The 23643-nt window shown below is 55.0% G+C and carries 24 protein-coding genes; 1 reads left to right on the top strand and 23 read right to left on the bottom strand.

What is annotated here, in order from left to right:
• Positions 1-23: 23 nt before the first annotated feature.
• The 17 genes from pstA to A6M21_RS10490 all read right to left on the bottom strand — a co-directional run bounded on the left by pstA (position 24) and on the right by A6M21_RS10490 (position 16832).
• Positions 24-908, bottom strand: coding sequence for a phosphate ABC transporter permease PstA (pstA, locus tag A6M21_RS10410; protein ID WP_066668514.1), 885 nt, complete (start codon positions 906-908; stop codon positions 24-26).
• Positions 905-1891, bottom strand: coding sequence for a phosphate ABC transporter permease subunit PstC (gene pstC / locus A6M21_RS10415; protein ID WP_242868822.1), 987 nt, complete (start codon positions 1889-1891; stop codon positions 905-907). Before pstC ends, pstA begins: the two co-directional genes overlap by 4 nt.
• 101 nt (positions 1892-1992) lie before the next feature.
• A complete protein-coding gene (locus tag A6M21_RS10420) occupies positions 1993-2886 on the bottom strand; it encodes a phosphate ABC transporter substrate-binding protein (RefSeq protein WP_066668676.1) in 894 nt (297 codons plus the stop codon).
• A gap of 232 nt (positions 2887-3118) precedes the next feature.
• Entirely contained in the window at positions 3119-3811 is a 693-nt protein-coding gene (locus A6M21_RS10425) for a response regulator (RefSeq protein WP_066668678.1), read from the bottom strand.
• A 196-nt stretch (positions 3812-4007) separates the two neighbouring features.
• Complete coding sequence (locus A6M21_RS10430) at positions 4008-5396, bottom strand: oxaloacetate decarboxylase subunit alpha (RefSeq protein WP_066668515.1); 1389 nt, start codon at positions 5394-5396, stop codon at positions 4008-4010.
• Positions 5397-5436: 40 nt separating this feature from the next.
• The gene (mdh, locus tag A6M21_RS10435) at positions 5437-6366 is read right to left on the bottom strand and encodes a malate dehydrogenase (protein ID WP_066668516.1); all 930 of its coding nucleotides are present in this window, start codon (positions 6364-6366) and stop codon (positions 5437-5439) included.
• A gap of 94 nt (positions 6367-6460) precedes the next feature.
• Positions 6461-6889 carry a biotin/lipoyl-containing protein gene (locus tag A6M21_RS10440; RefSeq protein WP_066668520.1) on the bottom strand — a complete coding sequence of 143 codons (429 nt, stop codon included), beginning with the start codon at positions 6887-6889 and terminating at the stop codon, positions 6461-6463.
• A gap of 42 nt (positions 6890-6931) precedes the next feature.
• Complete coding sequence (locus tag A6M21_RS10445; protein WP_066668521.1) at positions 6932-7126, bottom strand: hypothetical protein; 195 nt, start codon at positions 7124-7126, stop codon at positions 6932-6934.
• 38 nt (positions 7127-7164) lie between these two features.
• On the bottom strand, positions 7165-8700 hold the full coding sequence (locus A6M21_RS10450) for an acyl-CoA carboxylase subunit beta (RefSeq protein ID WP_066668522.1): 1536 nt from the start codon (positions 8698-8700) through the stop codon (positions 7165-7167).
• An 18-nt stretch (positions 8701-8718) separates the two neighbouring features.
• Positions 8719-9120, bottom strand: coding sequence for a methylmalonyl-CoA epimerase (gene mce / locus A6M21_RS10455; RefSeq protein ID WP_066668523.1), 402 nt, complete (start codon positions 9118-9120; stop codon positions 8719-8721).
• A 32-nt stretch (positions 9121-9152) separates the two neighbouring features.
• A complete protein-coding gene (locus A6M21_RS10460) occupies positions 9153-9551 on the bottom strand; it encodes a cobalamin B12-binding domain-containing protein (protein WP_066668525.1) in 399 nt (132 codons plus the stop codon).
• A gap of 18 nt (positions 9552-9569) precedes the next feature.
• On the bottom strand, positions 9570-11240 hold the full coding sequence (locus A6M21_RS10465; protein ID WP_066668527.1) for an acyl-CoA mutase large subunit family protein: 1671 nt from the start codon (positions 11238-11240) through the stop codon (positions 9570-9572).
• A gap of 48 nt (positions 11241-11288) precedes the next feature.
• Positions 11289-12155 (bottom strand): succinate--CoA ligase subunit alpha, encoded by an 867-nt coding sequence (sucD, locus tag A6M21_RS10470; protein WP_066668680.1) that lies wholly within the window; start codon positions 12153-12155, stop codon positions 11289-11291.
• A 38-nt stretch (positions 12156-12193) separates the two neighbouring features.
• Complete coding sequence (gene sucC, locus A6M21_RS10475; RefSeq protein WP_066668682.1) at positions 12194-13303, bottom strand: ADP-forming succinate--CoA ligase subunit beta; 1110 nt, start codon at positions 13301-13303, stop codon at positions 12194-12196.
• Positions 13304-13458: 155 nt separating this feature from the next.
• Positions 13459-14013, bottom strand: coding sequence for a Fe-S-containing hydro-lyase (locus tag A6M21_RS10480; RefSeq protein ID WP_066668529.1), 555 nt, complete (start codon positions 14011-14013; stop codon positions 13459-13461).
• Positions 14014-14034: 21 nt separating this feature from the next.
• Complete coding sequence (locus A6M21_RS10485) at positions 14035-14877, bottom strand: fumarate hydratase (protein ID WP_066668531.1); 843 nt, start codon at positions 14875-14877, stop codon at positions 14035-14037.
• Between the two features lie 251 nt (positions 14878-15128).
• Positions 15129-16832, bottom strand: coding sequence for a sigma-54 interaction domain-containing protein (locus A6M21_RS10490; RefSeq protein ID WP_078060573.1), 1704 nt, complete (start codon positions 16830-16832; stop codon positions 15129-15131).
• A 156-nt stretch (positions 16833-16988) separates the two neighbouring features.
• Between A6M21_RS10490 and lexA the strand changes: the two genes are divergently transcribed.
• On the top strand, positions 16989-17603 hold the full coding sequence (gene lexA, locus A6M21_RS10495) for a transcriptional repressor LexA (RefSeq protein ID WP_066668533.1): 615 nt from the start codon (positions 16989-16991) through the stop codon (positions 17601-17603).
• Positions 17604-17704: 101 nt separating this feature from the next.
• Here lexA and A6M21_RS10500 read toward each other — a convergent pair whose 3' ends face one another.
• The 6 genes from A6M21_RS10500 to A6M21_RS10530 form a co-directional block, all read right to left on the bottom strand.
• Positions 17705-18409: an ABC transporter ATP-binding protein gene (locus tag A6M21_RS10500; RefSeq protein ID WP_066668535.1), complete on the bottom strand. Its 705-nt coding sequence runs from the start codon at positions 18407-18409 to the stop codon at positions 17705-17707.
• Positions 18402-19121 (bottom strand): ABC transporter ATP-binding protein, encoded by a 720-nt coding sequence (locus A6M21_RS10505; protein ID WP_066668537.1) that lies wholly within the window; start codon positions 19119-19121, stop codon positions 18402-18404. The genes A6M21_RS10500 and A6M21_RS10505 overlap by 8 nt, the downstream gene beginning before the upstream one ends.
• Entirely contained in the window at positions 19102-20061 is a 960-nt protein-coding gene (locus A6M21_RS10510; protein WP_066668539.1) for a branched-chain amino acid ABC transporter permease, read from the bottom strand. The genes A6M21_RS10505 and A6M21_RS10510 overlap by 20 nt, the downstream gene beginning before the upstream one ends.
• A 7-nt stretch (positions 20062-20068) precedes the next feature.
• Positions 20069-20944 carry a branched-chain amino acid ABC transporter permease gene (locus tag A6M21_RS10515; RefSeq protein ID WP_066668541.1) on the bottom strand — a complete coding sequence of 292 codons (876 nt, stop codon included), beginning with the start codon at positions 20942-20944 and terminating at the stop codon, positions 20069-20071.
• Positions 20945-21070: 126 nt separating this feature from the next.
• A complete protein-coding gene (locus A6M21_RS10520; protein WP_242868824.1) occupies positions 21071-22291 on the bottom strand; it encodes an ABC transporter substrate-binding protein in 1221 nt (406 codons plus the stop codon).
• A gap of 427 nt (positions 22292-22718) precedes the next feature.
• The gene (locus A6M21_RS10530) at positions 22719-23639 is read right to left on the bottom strand and encodes a selenium metabolism-associated LysR family transcriptional regulator (RefSeq protein ID WP_066668544.1); all 921 of its coding nucleotides are present in this window, start codon (positions 23637-23639) and stop codon (positions 22719-22721) included.
• Positions 23640-23643 lie beyond the last annotated feature (4 nt).

The raw sequence follows: 23643 nt of genomic DNA on the forward strand, positions 1-23643 counted from the left end.
AACATCAGGAGCACAAGCTCTAACTAAGCTGCTGTCATCCGGCGATGGATTACCCGTCCGAGCCAGCGCGCGGAAAGGTTGAAGATGAGTACCACCAGCACCAGCACGGCTGCGGAACCGTCCGCCACCCGGCGTACGTCGGGGATCAACGACTCGGAATTGATTTTCCAGATGTGTACAGCCAGTGTTTCCGCCGGCCGGAAGGGATTTAACGGCGACAGATGGCTGAACGGGTTGAAATCAGCAAAATTCAACGGCGGGCTGCTCATGCCCGAGGTATAGAGCAAAGCCGCGGCCTCCCCGAATACCCGCCCGGCCGCTATAATACCGCCGGTAAGCAGGCCTGGAAAAGCGGAAGGAATGATTACCCGCCACATCGTCTGCCAGCGCGCTGCACCAAGGGCCAGACTGGCTTCCCGTAATTCCGGCGGCACGCTGCGGATGGCTTCTTCCGAAACACGCACCATCAAGGGCAAATTGATCACCGCCAGGGCCAGCGCCCCGGACATCAACGTGTAGCCCCAACCGGTCATGTTGACAAATATGAGCAGTCCGAACAGGCCAACCACAATGGAAGGCAGCGAGGATAATGTTTCGATGCATAAACGGATGCTCTCCGTAACCCTGCTCTGGCTGGCATATTCAGCCAGATAGATTCCAGCCAGCAATCCGACGGGAACGGTAATCAGCATGGCTAATAACAACAGGTAGAAAGAGTTGAAAATCTGCGGGCCGATACCGCCGCCAGCCAGCATATTCTGAGGCGGCGAAGTTAAAAAGTGCCAACTGATATCTTTTAATCCATGAATCAGGATATAGCCGAGCAGAAACCCCAAAATCAACAGCACCAGCAGGGCGCCGGCCCAAAACATGACTGTGGCCAGCCGGTCGGCAAGACGGTTGTTCATTTAACCATCCCCCTTTTGACCACCAACCGGATGGTCAGGATAAAGAAGAATGACATAATCAACAAGATCAACCCCATGCTCCACAGGGCGTTGTTCCACATCGAGCCCATGATCGTATAGCCCATATCCATAGTGATGGCGCTAGTCAAAGTCATAATCGGCGACAAAATAGAGTGCGGAATTTCCCGGGTATTGCCGATGACCATCTGTACGGCCAGCGCCTCGCCAAAAGCACGCGCCAGGCCGAGCACCACGCCGGTGATAATCCCGGTCCGCGCCGCCGGCACCAGCACCATCCGGATGGTTTGCCAGCGGGTGGACCCCAGGGCCAGTGCCGCTTCCTTCCACTGTCCGGGCAGCGCCTTCAGGCTGTCGGCCGATACACTGATTACCGTGGGCAAAATCATTACCGACAACACTAGAAACCCGGCCAGCAAACTGAACCCGGTGAACCCCTGTCCGCCGGAATGGATGCGGATGAATGGCACCAGCATGCTCAGGCCGATCCAGCCATAAACAACCGAGGGAATGCCGGCCAGAATTTCAATTGCCGGCTGCAACACCCGCTGTCCCCAGCCGGGCGCAATTTCTACCATGAAAACAGAAACAATCACGCTTAACGGCGTGCTGAGCAGCACCGCCAGCAAAGATACCAGTACGGAACCAATAATCATGGTGGCCGCACCAACCAGCGGTCCGCCCTGGGCGGCCGGCCGGTCCGGATACCATTGCAGCCCGAGTAAAAAAGACCTAATACTTACGCCATTGACGGTAAATATGGCCAGACCTTTGACGGCTATAAAATATATAATGGCCAGTGTGATTAGAATTACTGCGGCGGCACAGGAAAAAGCCAGCCCGCGGCCGATAATTTCACCATACCTTCTCCTCTTCGCCGTAAGAGATTTTCCCGCTCCGGAGACCGGATTGCCGGCCTGCTCTATTTTTTCTACATCCAGAACCGGGGTCATAGTTTTTTCCATCCCCACAACCTCCTCGCTAATCAGGGGACAGTCCGCCAATATCAACGGGCGGGGTGGCCGGATCACCCGGCCGCTTGCCCCGCCTGGTTTGCTTCTACCAGTTATTTCTGAGTCACTTTGCCCTGAGCGTCACGTTCCACTTTCATCTGGGTAATCGGTATATAACCCATCTTGGAAACCAGCTGGTCCTGCACATCCGGGCCGACCATGTAGTCCAGGAAAGCTTTGGCCAATCCGGTGGGTTCACCCTTGGTATACATGTGCTCGTAGGACCAGACCGGATACTTGCCGGCAATCACATTATCCACCGTCGGCTCGACGTCGTTGATTTTAATCGCTTTAATGGTTTTATCAACATAAGACATGGCCAGGTAGGAAATGGCACCCGGGGTTTCCGCCACCATCTTGCGCACAGTGCCGGATGAATCCTGTTCCATACCGGGAGCGGTTTCTTCCACTCCATCCAGGGCAAATTTCTTAAATGTGGCGCGGGTACCTGATCCTTTGGGCCGGTGAATAACCGTAATCTTCTGATCCGGACCGCCCACCTGCTTCCAGTTGGTCACCTTGCCGGTAAAGATATCCTGCAGCTGTTTTGTGGTCAGATTGCCCACTGTGACACCGGGGTTGACCACACAGGTCATGGCAACTACGCACACTCTATGATCGACCAGTTGTGACGCATCCAAACCGCTCTTTTCCTCGGCAAAGATATCCGAGTCACCGATGTTCGCCGCGCCCTGAGCGACCTGAGACAGCCCGGTGCCGCTACCGCCGCCCTGCACCACGATTTGCGCCTTGGGATTCTTGCTCATATACTGGGTGGCCGCCTGTTCCACCAGTGGCTGCAGGGCAGTGGAACCAACCGCTGTAACGGAACCCGATACTTCAGCTTGTCCACCGGACGATTGTTGCGGGCTCTGTTTGGGTTGATTTTGATTGCCGCAACCGGCCAGGGCTACCACCAGCGCAAGAACGCAGGCTGCCACCAGCATCCATTTAGTTTTTTTACCCAACTGGACATCCCCCTCTTAAATTAAATGAAAGTTTTTTCTATCTCAAGCAACGGTCCGCCCGTTGCATCATTTTCCCCTCCTGCCATCGGACGCCAGGACAAAGATTGTCGCTAACTGGCCAAATTTTCATTCTGATAATATTTTAGGCATTATTTGTTAACCCGGGATTAGCTGAGTGTTAGGGTGCGGTTAAGTTTGTGTTAACCCGGCGTTAATCTTCACGGAACCGGTAGCCCACTCCCCGCACGGTCTCAATAAAATGGGGATGGCCCGGATCCGTTTCGATTTTTTGACGCAGGTAGCGGATATGTACGTCAACCGTCCTGGTTTCCCGCACCGAATCAAAGCCCCAAATCCTTTCCAGCAGGGTGTCCCGGGTGAAGACACGCCCGGGATGCCCTGCCAGCAACAGTAATATTTCAAATTCCTTCGGGGAAAGCTCCAGCTTCCGCCCGTTTAACAAAGCTTCGTATTTTTCCGGGTGGATGACCAGCTCACCATGGCGGATCTCTTTGACCGGTCCCACGACACGCCGGTCATTGCGGCGCAGGTTTGCCTTCACCCGGGCCAGCAGTTCACGGGGACTGAACGGTTTGGTGATGTAGTCGTCGGCGCCCATCTCAAGGCCTAAAACCCTGTCCACCACATCCCCCCGGGCACTGAGCATCAAAACGGGCACATGCGCCGTTGCCGGTTGCATGCGTAAGCGGCGGCAAATTTCAAATCCGTCCTGCCCCGGCAGCATCACATCAAGGATGATCAAGTCCGGACTGTTCTCAGCCAGCAGGTTTAAAGCCTGCATACCATCTTCCGCTGTGAGCACGCGGTACCCTTCCTTTTCCAGTGCGAAGCGTATGAGTTCCAGTATACTGCCTTCATCATCCACCACCATAATGGTTGGCATGCCACAGGCCACCTTCCGGCACAGGAAGTTGTTAACCTTTTCCCGCATTAAACTATAATGGGATGATGTTAAACTGATGTTACCAGCTTTTTAATTTTTGGTTAAAGCGGGAAAATGCTTGCACTGCTGCAAAAAAAACACCGGCAGAAAACTGCCGGTTTCATGCAGACATATGTTTGACTTGTTTGTTTTTTCGTCAGGCCGGGTAAAACTCGCTGCCCCGGGCGGCCAGATCCAGATCCACATTTATTTTTTTAGCCAGGCGCTCCTTAAGGAACTGAGGCGCCACCTGCGGGAAGAGGGCCACCGAGACGACGTCTTCCTCCTTTTGCATATACGGGGCGGCCTCCTTGCGCGCCTCCGGCAGGCCGGGTTCCAGCAGGTCGGCCGGCCGGCAGGTGATCGGCTGTTCATCACCAATGATCATTTTACGTACCGCCTCGTCCACCGGTGCCGGCGGCTGGCCGTAATAACCACGCATATACTGTTTTACTTCACTGGTGGGCATTTTATACCGGCCCAGCAACACATTCAACACCGCCTGGGTGCCGACGATCTGGGAAGAAGGTGTAACCAGCGGTGGATAGCCGAACTCCCGGCGCACCCGGGGCAACTCCTCCAGCACTTCCGGCAGGCGATCCAGCGCATTTTGCTGACTCAGTTGCGAAATAAAGTTGGACATCATGCCACCGGGAATCTGGTAAATCATCACGTTCGTATCCACACTGTTGGAGGCCACATCAAACTGGGCGTAATGCTTGCGCACCTCCTTGAAATATTCCGCGATCTCAGTCAACTTTTTCAGATCCAGGCCGGTGTCATAAGGTGTATCTTTCAACGCGGCAACCATGGTTTCAATGGCCGGTTGGGAAGTCTGCAGGGCCATAGTGGAAATGGCGCAATCAATGATGTCCACACCGGCGTCGATCGCCCGCAGGTAGGTCATGGCGGCCATACCGCTGGTATAGTGGCAGTGCAGCTGAACCGGGATGTCCAGCTCTTCCTTCCAGGCCTTGATGATATCATAAGCCGGCTGGGGGGCCAGGATGCCGGCCATGTCTTTCAAGCAAATTGAATCGGCGCCCATATCAGCCAGGATTTTAGCCGTTTTTACATAATACTCCAGGTTGTGCACCGGGCTGATTGTGTAAACCACCGTGGCCTGGGCGTGAGCGCCCTCTTGCTTGACCACTTCAATCGACTTTTCCATATTGCGCACATCGTTCAAGGCGTCAAAAATGCGGAAGATATCCAGCCCGTTATAGACGGTTTTTTTGATGAATTCGATCAGTACGTCATCGGGATAATGTTTGTAGCCGACCACGTTTTGCCCCCGCAAAAGCATCTGTAGCGGTGTTTTCAGGTGGCGGCGCAAAACGCGCAGCCGCTCCCAGGGGTCCTCGTTCAGGAAGCGCATGCAGGAGTCAAAAGTGGCCCCGCCCCACACCTCCAGGGAGTGGAAGCCAATCTGGTCGACTTTTTCACATATGGGCAGCATGTGTTCGATGCGCATACGGGTGGCCAGCAACGACTGATGTCCGTCCCGCATGGTGGTATCGGTGATTTTCACTTTCCGTGCGGTCATGTTCTATCCTCCCCCGCCAGCAATATTTTTAAGGGGCATTTTATTGTTCCAGTCCGGCCAGCAACTTGCGCACCGCCTGCGCGGATTTGTCCAGGGCGGCTTTTTCCCCGTCCGACAGGTCGATTTCAATAATCTTCTCCACTCCGCTGCCGCCGATGATCGCCGGCACGCCCATGTAAATTCCATCCTGGCCGTATTCTCCCTGCAGGTAGGCGGCGACGGGCAGAATGCGTTTTTTGTCCTTGAGCACCGCTTCGGCCATCTGGACCACTGAAGCACCGGGGGCGTAGTAGGCGCTGCCCGACTTCAGATAGTTGACAATCTCCGCCCCGCCCTTGCGGGTGCGTTCCACCATGGCTGCCAGACGGTCGGCGGGAATCAGCTTCTCCACCGGAATACCGCCCACGTAAGTGTAGCGGACCAGCGGCACCATGTCGTCCCCGTGGCCGCCCATCACGAAAGTGGTCACATCTTCAAAGGACACCCCCAGTTCCAGGGCGATAAAGGTGCGGAAGCGGGCCGAATCGAGCACCCCGGACATCCCGAAGACCCGGTTGGCCGGGAAGCCGCTGGCCTGCAAGGCCACATACGCCATTACGTCCAGCGGGTTGGTGACGACAATGATAAAAGCGTCCGGTGAATATTTGACTATCTGCCCGGTTACCGTTTTAACAATTTTGCAGTTGGTGGCAAGCAAATCATCCCGGCTCATACCGGGTTTGCGGGCGATGCCGGCGGTGATCACCACCACATCCGAACCGGCGGTGTCTTCATAGTTATTGGTGCCGGTGATCAGAGCGTCAAACCCCTCCACCGGCGCCGCTTCCATCAAATCCAGCGCCTTGCCCTGGGGAATGCCTTCCACCACGTCGATCAGGACAATATCCCCCAGTTCCTTGGCGGCAGCCCAGTGGGCACAGGTGGCGCCGACGTTCCCGGCGCCGACAATGGTAATTTTATTTCGTTTCAAGCAAAATCCCTCCCGACTATAAGTTCAATGGCCCCGGCGCCGTCCGCAGTCTTCCGCGGACAAACGGACGGCGCATGACAATTGGCGGCCGGCCCTAGGCGATGACCACCAGCAGTTCCCCGTTTTGAACCGTCTGCCCCTGCTTCACGGCTACCTCTTTAACAGTACCGTCCACGGGGGCGGGAATCTCGTTTTCCATCTTCATCGCTTCCAGGATCAACAGCACATCGCCGGCCTTGACCGGATCGCCGGGTTTCACCTTGACGGCGTTAATATTTCCGGGCATCGGCGCGGTTACCGTTCCGGCACCCTGCGGCGCGGCCGGCCTGGGTGCGGCCGGGGCGGCGGCGGGAGCCGCCGGTACGGCCGCAGGCGGCGCAACCGGCGCCGCCGCGGGTGCAGCCGGCGGCGGCGCCGCCGGCCGGACCGGCATTGTCCTGACATTGTCCGGAGCTGCGCTTCCCGCTTCCTCCACCGTTACTTCAAAAGACTCGCCGTTCACAATCACATTAAATTTTTTCATCCTAAATATCCCTCCTCGGTTGACCTGATACACTGACACTGATCAGGCGCCAAAACGCCAGCGCAGGTTGTGGCTGCGCATCAATTCCATCAATCCGGCCTGCCGCCAGCGGTTTTCCTGTTCCTGACGGCAGATGCGCGTAATCCGCCCGCTGGCGGCCAGTTGCCCGCCGGCGGCCAGAGCGGCGGTAATGGCGGCCACTATTTCCGGACGGATTTTTTGCTTTTCCCCGGTCATCAGTTTCCCCCCCTGATCAATAATATTGCAGCCGTCCGCTACAAGGGCAGGTTGCCGTGCTTCTTGGCCGGCCTGGTTTCCCGCTTGGTGGACAGGGATTGCAAAGTGGCAATCAACCGCGCGCGGGTGTCCCGGGGATCGATAACGTCCTCCACATAGCCGCGGGCACAGGCAATGTAGGGGTTGGCGAATTTATCCCGGTACTCGGCGGTCAATCTGGCCCGCGCTTCCATCGGATTGTCCGCGCCGGCAATTTCATTGCGGTGAATGATGTTCACCGCGCCCTCCGGCCCCATGACGGCGATTTCCGCGCTGGGCCAGGCAAATACGGCGTCAGCGCGCAGGGAACTGCTGCACATGGCCAGATAAGCACCACCGTATGCCTTGCGCAAAATGATGGTGATTTTGGGCACGGTGGCTTCGGAATAGGCGTAAAGCATCTTGGCCCCGTGGCGGATGATGCCGCCGTACTCCTGAGCCGTGCCGGGCAGAAAGCCGGGCACGTCCATAAAAGTGAGCAATGGCAGGTTGAAGGCGTCACAGAAACGCACAAAGCGGCTGATTTTATCCGAGACATTGATATCCAGGCAACCGGCCAGGAATTCCGGCTGGTTGGCGATTACGCCCACCGCCTGGCCGTTCAGCCGCGCAAATCCAACCACGCCGTTACGTGCATATAAAGGCTGTACCTCGAGCAGTTCCCCGCCGTCCACAATCAGGCGGATGATCTTGCGTACGTCGTAAGCCTGATTCGGGTTGTCCGGAATAATGTTCAACAGTTCCGCCGGGTCGCCCGGAGGCTCCACGGGCTGATAACAGGGCGCTTCTTCCAGGTTGTTGGAGGGCAGGTAACTCAACAGCAACCGGACCATGGCCAGACAGCCTGCTTCATTTTCAGCGATGAAATGAGCCACCCCGCTGGTCTGGTTGTGAGTCAGCGCCCCGCCCAATGTCTCCATGCTCACTTCTTCACCGGTGACGGCCTTGATCACCTGCGGCCCGGTAATAAACATCTGTCCGGTACCCTGCACCATGAAGATGAAGTCGGTCAGCGCCGGCGAGTAAACCGCCCCCCCGGCGGACGGCCCCATGATCACGGAAAGCTGGGGAATCACTCCGGAGGCGATGGTATTCCGGAAAAAAATCTCCCCGTAGCCGTTCAGGGCGTCCACACCCTCCTGGATGCGCGCCCCGCCGGAATCGTTCAGCCCGATCACCGGGGCGCCGGTTTTCATGGCCAGATCGAGCACCCGGCAGATCTTGGCGGCGTGGATGGCGCCCAGGGAACCGCCGGCCACGGTGAAGTCCTGGGCAAAGACATATACCTTGCGGCCGTCAATCAATCCGTAGCCGGTAACCACGCCCTCACCGGGGTTTTTCAGGTTGCTGATATCGGGATCACCGGCAAATGTATTGATCTCCACAAAAGTACCGGCATCAAAGAGCATGTCGATACGTTCCCGGGCGGTCATTTTCCCCGTGGCGTGCTGTTTTTCCACCCGTTTGGGACCGCCGCCGGCCTGTATTTGTTGACGCAGTTGATTCAGTTGTTCCAGTTTATCCTGCATGCCCACATTATTTCCCTCCCCTGACTAATCGCGTTGGCACAATTCCACCAGCACGCCCCCGGTGGCTTTGGGGTGAAGGAAGGCGATCCAGGCACCCCCCGCCCCCTGGCGCGGTTTTTCGTCAATCAGGCGCACGCCCTGCGCTTTGAGTTCAGCCAGCTTTTCGGCCAGGTTGGCCACCCGGAAGGCAATGTGCTGGATGCCTTCGCCGTTTTTTTCGATAAAACGGGCGATCGGTCCGTCCGGGGTGGTGGATTCGAGTAATTCCACCTCGCTGTCACCGGTGGGTAAAAAGGCCACCTTCACTTTTTGATCCGCCACCTCTTCCGTATCCGTTACAGTAAGGCCGAGCACACCCTCGTAAAACTCCCTGGCCCGGTTCAAATCCCTGACGGCAATACCAATATGATCAATTTTCTCAACCATTATAACCCTCCTCTCCCGGGTCCGCCGCCCGTTCAGGCAGGCACCCTCTCCCGGATGAAACTAATCACATCTTTGGTCAACGTGCCCGGTCCAAAAATTTCCACCACGCCGGCTTCCCTGAGCACCGGGATATCTTCGTCGGGAATCACCCCGCCGCCCAGCACCAGCACATCGGCGGCGTTCTGCCGGCGCAGTCCTTCCACCACCAGCGGAAAGAGATGCAGGTGGGCGCCGGAAAGGCTGCTCAAAGCCACCACCTGGACATCTTCCTGCAATGCGGCTTCCACTATTTGTTCGGGAGTCTGCCGCAAACCGGTATAGATCACTTCCATCCCGGCGTCCCGCAAAGCCTGGGCAATGACCTTGGCACCCCTGTCATGACCGTCCAGGCCCGGTTTGGCCACCAGGACGCGAATCGGCCTTGCACTCATCTACCTTTCCTCCTTGCCCTAAAATATTATCTGCTGACGGTATTCACCAAAAACATCCCGCAGCACATCGCATATTTCGCCCAGTGTGGCATAGGCATTGACCGCCTCGACAAACAGCGGCATCAGGTTTTCGCTGGTGTCGGCCGCCTCCTTCAAGCGGTCCAGGATGGCGCTCACCCGGGCATTGTCCCGCCGTGCCCGCAACGCCTCCAACTTGGCCGTCTGGCGCTCACCCACCGCCGGATCCACCTTGAGCAGATCTTTGGGCTTCTCTTCGGTCACCTGGAACTTGTTCATCCCGATGACCACCTTGCTGCCGCTTTCAATATCCTGTTGATACCGGTAGGCGCTTTTCTGGATCTCCCGCTGCATAAATTCAATTGCTTCCGGGGCGCCACCCAGTTCGTCTATTTTTTCAATGTAGGCACGGGCACGCTTTTCAATTTGATCAGTCATGCTTTCCACAAAATAGGAACCGCCCAGCGGATCAACCGTATCGGTTACTCCGATTTCATAACCGATTACCTGCTGGGTGCGCAGGGCAATCAGCACGGAATGGGCGCTGGGCAGGGCCAGTGCCTCGTCACGGGAGTTGGTGTGCAGGGACTGGGTGCCGCCCAGCACGGCGCTCAAGGCCTGGAAGGCCACCCGCATGATGTTCACATCGGGTTGCTGCGCGGTCAGCGTGCAGCCGGCTGTCTGGGTGTGGAAGCGCAGCATGAGGGATTTGGTATTTCTGGCTCCGAAGCGCTCCTTCATAATCCGTGCCCATAAACGGCGGGCGGCACGGAATTTGGCCACTTCCTCAAAGAAATTGAGATGGGCGTTGAAGAAGAAAGACAGGCGCGGCGCAAAGTCATCCACATTCAATCCGGCGTCAATGGCCGCCTGTACGTAGGCGATACCGTCGGCCAGAGTGAAGGCCACCTCCTGGACGGCTGTCGAGCCGGCCTCACGGATGTGGTAGCCGCTGATGCTGATCGTATTCCACTGGGGTATTTCTTTGGCGCAGTAGGCAAAAACATCCGTAATCAAACGCATGGAGGGACCGGGCGGGAAAATATACGTCCCCCGGGCAATGTATTCCTTCAAAATGTCATTTTGAATGGTCCCCTTTAATTTGTCCGGGGCAACCCCCTGCTTGGCGGCCACTGCAATATACATGGCCAGCAGAACCGCCGCCGGGGAATTGATGGTCATGGATGTGCTTACTTTATCCAGCGGTATCCCGGCAAACAGCGTTTCCATGTCTTCCAGGGAGTCGATGGCCACCCCCACTTTGCCCACCTCGCCGCGGGAAAGCGGATGGTTTGAGTCGTATCCAATCTGGGTGGGCAAATCAAAGGCCACGGACAGGCCGGTCTGCCCCTGTTCCAACAGATAGCGGAAACGTTCATTTGTCTCTTCCGCCGTACCGAAACCGGCGTACTGGCGCATCGTCCACAGGCGCCCCCGGTACATGTTGGGCTGCACCCCGCGGGTGAAGGGATAAGCACCGGGGTAACCCAGATCTTGTTCAAAATCCTGTCCGGCCAAATCCAGCGGAGTGTACAAGGGTTCAATCTCCACCCCCGCATCGGTGGTGAAACTTTCCTGCCGTTCGGGCCGCTTTTTGCATTGCCCGGCCAGCTTTTCCCGGTATTCCCGCTCGGTAATCCGGAGCTGGTCCAGTTTGTCCCGGTCGAACATCGGATCTCTCCTTCCTGGCAAACACTTTATTAAAAGGTGGCGGCAAAACTAACCAAGCGCTTCTTTAATCAAGGCCGGCACTTCAAAAGGCAGCACGGCCACCCGGGCGCCGGCCGCGGTCAGCGCCTGCACTTTGCCTTCAAAGGTGCCCTTGCCGCGCTCAATGATCGCTCCGGCATGCCCCATGCGCTTTCCGGGCGGCGCGCTCTTGCCGGCGATATAGGCCACCACCGGCTTGCGCATCTTTTTAATAAACCGGGCGGCATCCTCCTCGGCATTGCCGCCGATTTCGCCCACCAGAACCACCGCCCTGGTTTCCGGGTCCTTTTCAAATTTCTCCAGCACATCCACAAAAGACAACCCGACCACCCGGTCGCCGCCCAGACCGATCACCGTGGACTGCCCCAGACCGTTGGCCGTCAGGTTGCCCACAATTTCATAAGTGAGGGTGCCACTGCGGGCAACAACGCCGATATGCCCGGGCACAAAGAACTGGTTGGGAGGAATGCCGATTTTACACCGCCCGGAGGAAACAATACCGAAAGTATTCGGCCCGATTACTATGGTACCCCGCCGGCGGGCAAAAGCAACGATCTCCAGTTCGTCATGCACCGGAATATGTTCGGTGACAATCACCACCACCTTGATCCCCGCATCAATGGCTTCCAGCGCCGCATCCTTGGCAAACGGCGCCGGGATGAACAATACCGAGGCATCCACTTGATGCGCTTCCACCGCTGCGTTTACCGTATCATAAACCGGTACTCCCGCCGCTTCCCGGCCGCCCTTGCCTGGGGACACACCGCCTACCACGCGCGTGCCGTAGGCCAGCATCTGCCGGGTATGGAAAAGCCCCTGGTTGCCCGTGACGCCCTGAACAATAACGTTGGTTTTTTCATCGATAATAATAGCCACCAATCAAACACTCCTTTACCGGCAATAATTAGTTCGGTTCAAGACCGGGCCAGCTCCACCGCCTTGGCCGCGGCCTCATGCATCACCTGATAGGCTTCAATGCCGTTGTCCCGCAGGATGCGTACACCCTCTTCCTCATTGGTGCCTACCAGGCGGATCACCACCGGCACGGGAATGCCCCGCTCCTGCTTCACCTTGGCAAAAGCAGCCGCCACATCGTCGCAGCGGGTAATGCCGCCAAAGATGTTGATCAAAATAACCCGCGGATTGGTGGATAACAATATTTCCAGCGCCTTGGCCGTAGCCTCCATGCCCGTACCGCCGCCAGCGTCCAGGAAATTGGCCGGCCGGCCGCCGTAGTGCTGGATAATATCCAGCGTACCCATGGTGATGCCGGCGCCGTTGGCCATCACCGCAATATTGCCGTCCAGCTGTACATAGGACAGGCCCAGGGCATGCGCTTGCCTTTCCGCCGGAGTACGTTCATCCACATAGGGGAGATCCTTTTGCCGGTACAGGGCGTCGTCGTCAATGGTCACCTTGGCGTCGGCGGCAACCAGTTTTTCCCCGCTTTGTACCAGCGGGTTTATTTCCACCAGTTCGGCGTCTTTTTCCCGGAATATGCGGTACAATAACGGCAGCAGGCGCTGCATTTCCCTGGCCAACTGACCGCTTAAACCAAGCCGGCGGCTGATGTCCCGGGCCAGATAGGGCTGAATACCCAGGTAAATGTCAATGTGCTCTTTGATGATGTATTCCGCGGGCACATCTTCAATGTCCATGCCCCCCTGGGCGGAGGCAATGAGCACCGGCCTTTTGGCCGCACCGTCGATAGTAATGGCCAGATAGAACTCGTGGTCTATCTGCAGCTTTTCCTCCACCAGCAGCATTTCCACCGGCAAACCCTGCACAGAAGTTCCCAATAAACCGCCGGCCTGCTCCCGGGCCTCCGCCGGATTATCGGCAAATTTAATCCCGCCGCCCTTGCCGCGCTTGCCGGACAGGATCTGCGACTTGATCACCACCGGTGCGCCGGTTTCCGCCGCCACGGCCGCCGCTTCATCAGCGCCGGTCACCATTTTACCGGCGGGTACCGGCACACCGTAGCGCGCAAACAGCTCCTTGCCCATGTATTCAAATAACTTCACCAACGTCTCCCCCCCTGAAATTCATGCTTGTTTCCTTCGCTCCGCGCCGCTGATATCCTGCCTTCCGGCCGGATACCAGATTTTTCGGACAACAGTAAAAATTCTAAAACCTGAAAAGCTCTAAAGCCAGTAAACAACCGGCTTCAGATGCACATCTACCTGGCGGCATATATTTTGGTGCCTTCTTCGTAAAGATCGCCGCCCAGCACATCATTAACCACGATCAGCGGGAAATCCTCCACCACCAGCTCATGAACGGCCTCCGGACCCAGTTCGGGGTAGGCGACGACCCGGCAGGCCTTGATCGAACGTGAAATCAAAGCGGCCGCTCCGCCCACGGCGGCAAAATAAACCGCCTTGTATTGTTTCATCGCCTTGATCACTTCCGGCGAACGCTTGCCCTTGCCAATCATTCCTTTCAGCCCAAGGGCAATCAGCCGCGGCGCATAAGGGTCCATCCGCCCGCTGGTGGTCGGACCGGCCGAACCGATCACCCGGCCCGGTTTGGCCGGTGAAGGACCGACGTAATAAATGACCTGTCCAACCAGGGGAATGGGCAGTTCCTTTCCCTGATCCAGCAATTCCACCATCTTCTTGTGCGCCGCATCCCGTCCGGTATAAATCGTGCCGCTTAAGAGCACCCGCTGGCCGATTCTTAAATTTTCCACCACCGCTTCGCTAAACGGTGTGGTCAGTTTGATTTGGGACAATCTCTCCACCTCCCGCTGCTCCTAAATTATGGCTTCCTTGTGCCGGCTGGCGTGACAGTTCAGGTTGACAGCCACCGGCAGGCTGGCGATATGGCAGGGATAGGTTTCGATATGCACGGCCAGGGCCGTAGTCAGTCCGCCCAGCCCTTGCGGACCGATACCGGTGGCGTTGACAGCCTCCAGCAATTCATTTTCCAGCGCCGCCAGCACCGGATCGGGACTGGGCCGCCCCACCGGCCGGAGTAAAGATTCCTTGGCTAATAAAGCCGCTTTTTCAAATGTGCCGCCGATCCCCACCCCGACCACAACCGGCGGGCATGGGTTGGGGCCGGCCGCCTTAACCGTTTCCAGCACGAAATTCTTCACTCCGGCCACACCCTCGGCCGGCTTGAGCATTTTGATCGCGCTCATGTTCTCGCTGCCGCCCCCTTTGGGCGCGACAACAATGCGCAATTTATCACCCGGCACAATACGGGTGTGAATCACGGCCGGCGTGTTGTCCCCGGTGTTCTTCCGGTTCAGGGGATCACCGACGATTGATTTGCGCAAATACCCTTCCACATACCCCCGGCGTACACCTTCATTTACTGCTTCATACAGATCGCCGCCGGTAACATGCACCTCCTGTCCCAGTTCCAGAAAAACCACGGCAAAACCGGTGTCCTGGCACATCGGCACAGACTCCTCGCGGGCAATTTCCGCGTTTTTCAGCAGCTGCTGCAGAATATCCCTGCCGGTCAGGGATATTTCCTGTTCGCCGGCATTCTTAATCGCTGTCAGAACATCTTCACCCAATTGGTAATTGGCCTGCTGACACAACCCGGCAACGGTCCCGGTAATTTCGCTCGCCGGTATGTTGCGCACACAATTCCCCCCTTAAGTAAACCATGCTATACACTTCTAAATGAATTTAACCTAGCAAAAACAATACCAGGACCCGAAAATGCAGCTATATCCATAAAAAGCAGGTCGCTTATAATTTATGGAATAAGAGAGCTGCGGTTGATTGTTTACACCTATTAGAACGAACAGGCCAAAAAAAGTCCCCTATACAGGGAATGCAAGCGTAATCCGGTCTCTTTAAAGATCTTAGAATAGATCTAAAAACTATAAGGCTATCTGTTGTCTAATTCCGTCCGGAACTTTTTCAGCTTGTTATACAGAGTGGCCAGGGAGATATTCAATACCTGGGCGGCACGCCTCTTGCCTTCCACTGAATTGCCAAACTTGGCCATCGCTTTTTTGATCAGAAGCTGTTCCATCTGGTCGATCGGAATCAAATCAATGTCCCGTTCCGGAGTTGCATTGAACTGGCTGACATGCTGCATCAAATGTTCTTTGGTCAAAATATCTTCATCAACAGTAACCATCACCCGTTCAATTACATTTTCCAGTTCACGGATGTTGCCCGGCCAGTCATACCCCAATAAAATCTCCTCGGCATCCCGGGTTAGGCCCTTAACCTTTTTACCCAGCTTGCGGTTTAGCTTGATCAATAAATTGTTCACCAGTACGGGCAGGTCATCCTTGCGCATGCGCAGCGGCGGAATGGTAAATTCTACTACGTTCAGCCGGTAATAGAGATCCTCCCGGAATTTGCCCAGCCGGATCAGTTCCCGTAAATTGCGGTTGGTGGCCGCAATTACACGCACATCAACATGAATGGTCTGGTTGCCGCCTACCCGCTCAAATTCCATTTCCTGCAAAACACGCAGCAGCTTCCCCTGCAGGCTGAGGTTCATGTCACCGATTTCGTCCAAAAAGATGGTCCCGCCGTGGGCCAGCTCAAATTTGCCGATTTTAGACTTGACCGCCCCCGTAAATGCGCCCTTGGCATAACCGAAAAATTCGCTTTCCAGCAGGGTCTCCGGAATGGCGGCGCAGTTTACTTTGATGAACGGTTTCTCCCGCCGCGGGCTGGTATGGTGAATGGCGTGGGCAAAAAGCTCCTTGCCGGTGCCGCTTTCACCCAGCAATAAGACGGTGGAGTTGCTGCGGGCGGCACGTTCGGCCAACTGGATGCAGCGGCGCAACTCCGCACTGGTACCCAGGATATCCACAAAACTGTACTTGCTGGTGGTCACCTGTCCGAACTTGTCGGACAGGTTTTCAATGATGGAAGTGCGCTGGCGCAGTTCGTCCATCAATTTCATGATGTCTGTAAAATGTTGAAATACGACCACCACTCCTTCCAACCGGCCGTCAATCATAATCGGCGCCGCATTGGAAATCACCTCGGCGCTGCTGCCGCCTACAGTGGTCCGGAATCCGGTCACGGAACGGCCGGTGCGCAAAGCGGTGGCCAGGGCGCCGTCCGGTGAGGCGTCAAAAATGTTCTGTCCGATCCGCTCCTCTTCCGGTATACCGGTAATCCGGGTAAAGGCCGGGTTGACATATTTGATTACTCCATTGCGATCGGCCACCTCAATCGCTTCCTGCACCGAATCCAGGATCGCTCCCAACTCGCTTTGTACCTGCCGGGCCTGAACCAGTTTTTCATGATCCTTGAGCATGCACTCCAGCAACTGCACCGGCTGCCGGCAAAGCAGAATTTTATCCTTGAACAGCCGGTGGAGCTTGTCTTCAATCAAAGGATCCCCTGTGGTATCAATAATTATATCAAGCGCAGACAGGTGCTTCAGGGCGGACAAATCCGCCGAAACAAAGATGCCCCTGGCGGCAGCCGCTTCCAACATCGGCGGGCTGATCCGGCTGCCGGCCAGACCGGCGATTTCTATTTCCTCAAAGCTGTTTAACGCCCGGAAAAGTGCATAACCACTGTTATTGGCACAAATTATAGCCACTGCCAGTTTACCCATAATTCCACCTTCTACAACTGAATCAAGATTAATTAGAGAAGTTCGACGATTTAACGGCCATTCCTTCTAAAAAATAAAATAAAAATATTCGAACAGGCGTTTTACAAACATAAATACTATGGTATAATGATAAAAAAATGGAAAGGGTGTTCAGCGATGGCAGGAAATCAACTTACTCCCCGCGAGGAAAGCATTTTAAAAATGATTCAGGAGAGTGTCCGTACCCGGGGCTATCCCCCTTCCGTCCGGGAAATCGGACAGGCGGTGGGTTTAAGCTCCAGTTCCACTGTACACAACTATCTGCGCCGGTTGGAGACAAAAGGATACTTGCGCCGGGATCCGACCAAACCCAGGGCGCTGGAACTGCTGGATGAAAACCGCCCGGCGGCCCTCCCGCCGCTGAAAATCCTGCCGGTATTGGGCCGGGTCGCGGCCGGCATGCCCCTGCTGGCGGTGGAAAATCAGGAGGAAATCTTTCCCCTGCCGGTGAGTTTTACGGGGGAAGGTGAGTTTTTCATGCTTACCGTACGTGGTGACAGCATGATTGAAGCCGGCATCTTTAACGGTGATCTGGTGGTGGTCAAACGTCAGTCCGCTGCCGACAACGGTGATATTGTGGTCGCCCTGTTGGACGATGAAGCCACCGTGAAAAGGTTTTTCCGGGAAAATGATCATATCCGATTGCAGCCGGAAAACAGTGCCATGTCTCCCATCCTGGTGAAAAGCACGATTATTTTGGGCAAAGTAACCGGTCTGCTGCGCAAGATCTAAAAAATTGCCGCCCCGGCACTTTAAAAACCGCTCATCAACAACGGCAAACTGTGTCAATAGTCAAAAAAAACCGGGTCAGCAGCCCGGTTTAAATTTGTTAATCATATACCCAGATAAACATCTTTGATGTATTTATTGTTCAACAGTTCGGCACTCGCACCGCTCAGAACAATTCGTCCATTTTCGATCACATAGGCGCGATGGCATACTTCCAGCACCTGCATGACGTTTTGTTCCACCAGCAGCACTGTTATGCCCTGCTGATTGATATCCTTAATCAGCTGAAACATATGCTTAACCAGAACCGGGGCCAGGCCGAGAGAGGGCTCGTCAAACATGATCAACCGCGGCAGGGCCATCAGGCCGCGGCCGATGGCCAGCATTTGCTGTTGTCCGCCGCTTAACGTGCCGGCCATCTGATTTTGTTTTTCCTTCAGCACCGGGAATAGAGTGAACACCCATTCCAGCGTTTCTTTCCGTTTTTGTCTGGCCGGGGGGGAGAGCGAACCAATCTCCAGGTTTTCTTTCACCGTCATTTCCGGGAACAACCTTCTCCCCTCGGGAACATGTGCTATCCCCAGAGCGGGAATTTTGTGCCCGGGAACGCGCGTGATATTCCGGCCGGAAAACTCGATTTCCCCTTCTTGAGGATGAAGCAGGCCGGAAATGCTGTTCAGCATGGTTGTTTTACCTGCCCCGTTGGCCCCCAGCAGGGCGACCAGTTCCCCTTCCCCGACGGAAAAGCTGACATCCCACAGAATATGCACATCGCCGTAAGCAACGTGAACATGATTTACTCTAAGCATAGTGATCACCCAAATATGCTTTGATTACTTCGGGGTGGTTGATTACCTCACGGGGTTCACCCTGGGTGATTTCCCGCCCGAAGTTGATGGCTACTATTTTTTCAGAAGTGCCCATAATTACTTTCATTTTGTGTTCCACGATAATAATGGCGATGCCGGAACGGCTGATTTTTTTAATAACTTCAATAGCCTCCTCTGTTTCTTTGGGATTAAGACCGGCGGCCGTTTCATCCAATAGCAACAATTCCGGATCAGTGGACAGCGCCCGGGCTATTTCCAAACGTTTGCGATCAGCGATGGTCAGCTTTTTGGCATCCAGATCGCGCTTGTTGATCAAATTACAGAACTCAAGTATTTCCAAGGCCCGGGCACGGGCTTGGGAGGTGGAACCGGTGTGTAAAAAGGCGCCGGCCATCACATTATCCAAAACGCTCATTCTTTTCAGGGGTTTTACGACCTGAAAGGTGCGGGCAATGCCCAACGCGCATATCTTGTGGGTCGGCAGGGAGTCGATGCGCTTTCCCTTGAAGTATATTTCACCTGCCGTAAGGGGAAAAAAATTGTTGATGAGATTAAAAATGGTAGTTTTGCCGGATCCATTCGGGCCGATTAATCCGATTACCTGTCCTTTTTCCAGGGAAAAGCTGATCTCATGCACAGCGCACAGCCCGCCGAAGTTTTTCACAATCCGTCTAACCTCGAAGAAGGCCACTTTTTTCGCCTCCGTTCATTTTTCTGAGCGCCATTTTCCTCAACCCGTCCAGTTCGCCGACAATGCCATTAGGCAGGAACATAATCACCAGACAGACCAGAATACCAAAGGCCAGTACGCTGGCTGCGCCCATCCGGGTGCGGAAAACCTCGCTCAACAAAATATAAATGGCCGCTCCTACGGCCGGGCCCCACAAAGTGGCCACCCCGCCCAGCATAACAACCAGAATGATCATTACCGATACATTGGCCAGGGAAAAAACCACGTTGGGATCGATAAAAGCGATATAATTCATGTAAAAGGCGCCGGTTAAACCGGTAATGAAAGCACTTGGCAAAAAAGCGAAAAGCTTGTATCTGGTGGTGGGTATGCCCAGTGATTCCGCAGCATCCTGATCTTCACGGATGGAAATGAAATAATAGCCGAACCTGGATTTGATCAGTAAGCCGGTAATGGTCAGGGAAAGAAAAAACAGACCCAGGGCCATATAGTAATAGGGTAATTTCATGGTGATTTTGGGAATAATCATAATTCCTTTGGCTCCATTGGTAAAAGTAACCCAGTTGATGAAAACCAAACGGAATATTTCCCCCAGGGCGAGCATGGCCAGGGCAAAATAGGGTCCCCGCAAGCGGAAGCAAATCAAGCCGACCGGAATACTGATCAATGTGCTGACCAGCGGTCCCAGCAAAAGCCCCCACCAGGGTGAAATGTTGTAATGCAGGGCCAGGATCCCCGCTGTGTAAGCACCCAGTCCGAAAAAAGCGGCATGTCCAAAGGAAACCTGGCCGGCGTAGCCGCCCAGCAGGTTCCAGGCAGTGCCGAGGGCGGCCCAGATCAGAATGGTGATTAAGATGTGCTGATGATAGGGGGCGCGGAAAACAAGCGGCAATAAAATGGCAACTATCGCTACAGTGATATTGATCAATACTTTTTTCATCGCTGTTTCACCTCTTCACCAGGCTTTTGATTCCGCCGGGCATGAACAGGAGCACCAGTAAAAAGACTACCAGCCCGACCACATCCTTGTAGCCCATGGAGATGTAAGTGGCTCCCAGCGACTCGGCGATACCCAGGGTCAACCCTCCCAAAAGGGCACCGGCGGTGCTGCCCATGCCGCCCAGGATGGTGATGATGAACGCCTTGGCGGTGAATAAATGACCGATGTCGGGCCACAGATAAAACATCGGCAGCAACAGGGAGCCGCCGGCGGCAGCAAAGGCCGAGCCCAGGCCAAAAGTAATCATGGTCACCCGGGAAACGTTGACACCCATGTAAACCGCCGCATCCCTGTCCTGGGCGGTTGCTCTGATGGTCATACCGAGATCCGTCCGATTCAAAAAGAGATGCAGTAAATATGTGAAAACCATGGCAATGACAAAGCCGATGGTCATGGGCACACTGACCGACATTTTTCCCAAAAACACCGTTTTCCCCGAGAAGCCAGTACTTACGGAAAGATAATCGGATTTAAATATAAAACGGATAACTTCAGTCAACACCAGCGAGATACCCACTGTCAGCAACACCTGGTTTTCCGGCAGGATGGAATCCACTTCAACCAGCCGGTTAATCATATACCTTTGAATCAGACTGCCGAGTACGAACAGGAGCAGCATCGATATGAACATTCCGGCATATGGATTAATATGCCAGAGCACGAAACAAATATAAGTTACATACATGCCCACCATGACCAAGGCCCCATGGGCCAGATTGACAATCTTCATTACCCCCATAATCAGGGTCATCCCGATGGCAATCAGGGCGTACATGCCGCCGAGCAAAAAACCGCTGATTAGTGTCTGTCCCAGTAAGTGCATAATTTAAGCCCCCTGTCCTGAAAAAACAAACCCGGGATGGTTTGATATTACCGCGCCTTGACGCATGACAGCAGCAAAAGCGAATCGTTTTAAAAGACAGGGGGGAGATCCCCCCTGCCGGCGGTGTTACCTTTCGTTCCATTTGGGTACCGGGAAAACATACTTGGCCGTGGATACATCCTGCGGCCAGATTACCTGCAGATTGCCCTTGAGCCATTGCACAACATAAGTGTTTGGTTTATCCTGGTTGGTGTACCCATCCCAGTCCTCAAACTTGATTGGTCCCATGATGGTCATCAGATCGGTTTCCTTGAGCGACTTTTGAATGCCCGCCGGTGTCAACTCCTTGGCCCTTTGCATCGCATCAGCAATCACATACATGGTGGCATAGGCCTGAGCGCCGTGATAATCAGGCTCCTTGTTGTATTTCTCTTTATATTTAGTGAAATAATCCTTTGCTCCCGGCCATTTGACATTGGGAATCCAGAGTGTGGTGGAGGCTACGTAATCAGAGGCATTGCCGGCGTTTTCCTTGAACTCGGGCATGGTATAACCCGCGCCGCCACCGATAAATAATTTGGTGTTCAGGTTCAGTTCCTTCATTTGCTTGACAATCATCGCCGCATCCATCACGTAGGAAACAGCAAAGACGATGTCCGGATTGCTTTTGCCCATGTTGGCCAGCATCGGCTTAAAGTCTATGGCGCCGGATTCATAGGATTGGTCAAAGACAATATTAATCCCCTTTTTCTGACAGGCGGTACGAAAAGCTTTGGCCGAACTGGTGCCGAAATCGGTATTTTCGTAAATGATGGCCGCCGTCTTTGGTTTGATTACCTTATCCATCATATCCCACAGGGCTTCCGTGTACTTGCTGGCCGGGGCGGCGGCACCGCGGAAGACCCACTGCCAGCCCTGTTTGGTGATGTCATCAGCCGAACCGGTAACCACCAAAAACGGTACGCCCATGGTTTGCGCCGAACCGGCAATTACCTTGGTGCAGGAACTGCTGTAGCCGCCGCTCAGCATGGCCACTTTGTCCTGGTTGATCAACTTTTCCGCCGCCGACTTGGCTACATCCTGCTTGCTTTGATCGTCTTCAAACATCAGTTTGATTTCCTTGCCGCCAACGCTGGTTTTACCTGCCGCCTTCAATTCATCGTAAGCCAGCTGGAAAGAGTTCTTTTCCATGGTGCCAAACATGGCCTCGCTACCGGTCAAAGGCAAAATGACCCCAATTTTTACTTCACCGGCCGCACTGCTTTTGCTGCTATTTCCGCAGCCGCCGGTCAACATGACGGTAAAAACCAGTATCACCGCCAGCACTATGGAGGAAATCTTTTTCACGTCAGTCCACCCCTTCTTCTAAATGGTTAACCTGGTTAAATCTACTCCGGGGTTAAAATTCAGACAAGTGCCAAACGACCAACTCTTCAGATAACGTCATTCAGCGCACCGGCTTTTTGACACCCCCCTTCCCGGACCATTTCCCCCGGGGTGAAAGCGGCATACCGGAAACCACACCGGCACCTCCCGGCGCAGGTCTGATCCGCTCCGGCCATCCACACCCGGGCGTAACTTGCAACTGATAGGTAAAATTCTATAAATTTGCGCAAATACCTGCCCGGTGGGAAAAAATATGCCCACGACCAGCGTGGACATGAGATGTGACGGCAATCTTCCGGCGGGGGCATTTTTCCCGGAAACGCGCCTTTTGTATAAATATCCCCCTCTACATACCCGCAACATAACGGCGGCATTCCGGCAGTGGAAGTTATTCCGTTTTCAACAACAAGCGGCATACTTCACCGGCAGTAATATACTCAATAAATGCTTTGGTTACAAAGCTGCCCAACCAGTCCTGGCCATGGGTCACGTAAAAACGGCGCGTCAGATCCAGGCCGTCCACGTCGTTTACCCGGTGCACCCGCCCCAGGGCCAGAAGGTCGTTTGCCGCCCAAAGCGAGACAACGCTTGCCCCCCTTCCGGCCTGTACAGCCGTAATCACAGCCCGGGTGCTGCCCAGTTCCATGACCACCCGGCTCTTATCCAACGCATAGCCCTTTTCGTTCAGCTTGCTTTCCAATGTGCGCCGGGTACCGGATCCCGGTTCACGCAATATCAGCGGCCCGGCCAGCAATTCCTCCACCGTTGCGGACTGCCGCCCGTACAGAGGGTGCCCGGGCGGGACAATCAGCACCAGTTCGTCGCCCAACCAGGGCAGGCAGGTCAATCCTTCGCCCGCCACCGGCGCACCGGTGATACCCAGATCAATTTCCCGCTCTTTCAACCAGCGGTCAACCTGACCGCTGCCGGCTACTTTCAAGGTCACCTGCACTCCCGGATGATGCTCTTTAAAACCCCCGATCAACAGGGGTAACAAATACTCACCGGGAATGGTACTGGCCCCGACCAGCAGGTGACCGGTTTGCAGACCACGCAATCCGGCCAGTCCTTCCTTGATCTTCTGATAATGGCGCAACATTTGCCGGGCTTCCGGATAGAGCAAATGACCGGCTTCGGTGAGGATTACCTTTTTATCCCCGCGCAGGAACAAGGTGGCGCCCAGGCTTTCTTCCAGCGACTTGATTTGAAAACTGACGGCCGGCTGGCTCATGTACAACTGCCGGGCCGCCCGGGTGAAACTCTGCAGTTCGGCCACCCGCACAAAGGCTTCCAGTTGCTTAAAATTCATTCCT

This window comes from Desulfotomaculum copahuensis, assembly GCF_001655685.1.
Classification (GTDB): Bacteria; Bacillota; Desulfotomaculia; order Desulfotomaculales; family Desulfovirgulaceae; genus Desulfotomaculum_G; species Desulfotomaculum_G copahuensis.

Bases quoted from the DNA above. Each gene is read 5' to 3' on its own strand.
- pstA (WP_066668514.1), bottom strand. From the start codon at position 908: ATGAACAACCGTCTTGCCGACCGGCTGGCCACAGTCATGTTTTGGGCC.
- pstC (WP_242868822.1), bottom strand. From the start codon at position 1,891: ATGGAAAAAACTATGACCCCGGTTCTGGATGTAGAAAAAATAGAGCAG.
- A6M21_RS10420 (WP_066668676.1), bottom strand. From the start codon at position 2,886: ATGCTGGTGGCAGCCTGCGTTCTTGCGCTGGTGGTAGCCCTGGCCGGT.
- A6M21_RS10425 (WP_066668678.1), bottom strand. From the start codon at position 3,811: ATGCCAACCATTATGGTGGTGGATGATGAAGGCAGTATACTGGAACTC.
- A6M21_RS10430 (WP_066668515.1), bottom strand. From the start codon at position 5,396: ATGACCGCACGGAAAGTGAAAATCACCGATACCACCATGCGGGACGGA.
- A6M21_RS10440 (WP_066668520.1), bottom strand. From the start codon at position 6,889: ATGAAAAAATTTAATGTGATTGTGAACGGCGAGTCTTTTGAAGTAACG.
- A6M21_RS10445 (WP_066668521.1), bottom strand. From the start codon at position 7,126: ATGACCGGGGAAAAGCAAAAAATCCGTCCGGAAATAGTGGCCGCCATT.
- mce (WP_066668523.1), bottom strand. From the start codon at position 9,120: ATGGTTGAGAAAATTGATCATATTGGTATTGCCGTCAGGGATTTGAAC.
- A6M21_RS10460 (WP_066668525.1), bottom strand. From the start codon at position 9,551: ATGAGTGCAAGGCCGATTCGCGTCCTGGTGGCCAAACCGGGCCTGGAC.
- A6M21_RS10465 (WP_066668527.1), bottom strand. From the start codon at position 11,240: ATGTTCGACCGGGACAAACTGGACCAGCTCCGGATTACCGAGCGGGAA.
- A6M21_RS10490 (WP_078060573.1), bottom strand. From the start codon at position 16,832: ATGGGTAAACTGGCAGTGGCTATAATTTGTGCCAATAACAGTGGTTAT.
- lexA (WP_066668533.1), top strand. From the start codon at position 16,989: ATGGCAGGAAATCAACTTACTCCCCGCGAGGAAAGCATTTTAAAAATG.
- A6M21_RS10500 (WP_066668535.1), bottom strand. From the start codon at position 18,409: ATGCTTAGAGTAAATCATGTTCACGTTGCTTACGGCGATGTGCATATT.
- A6M21_RS10510 (WP_066668539.1), bottom strand. From the start codon at position 20,061: ATGAAAAAAGTATTGATCAATATCACTGTAGCGATAGTTGCCATTTTA.
- A6M21_RS10515 (WP_066668541.1), bottom strand. From the start codon at position 20,944: ATGCACTTACTGGGACAGACACTAATCAGCGGTTTTTTGCTCGGCGGC.
- A6M21_RS10530 (WP_066668544.1), bottom strand. From the start codon at position 23,639: ATGAATTTTAAGCAACTGGAAGCCTTTGTGCGGGTGGCCGAACTGCAG.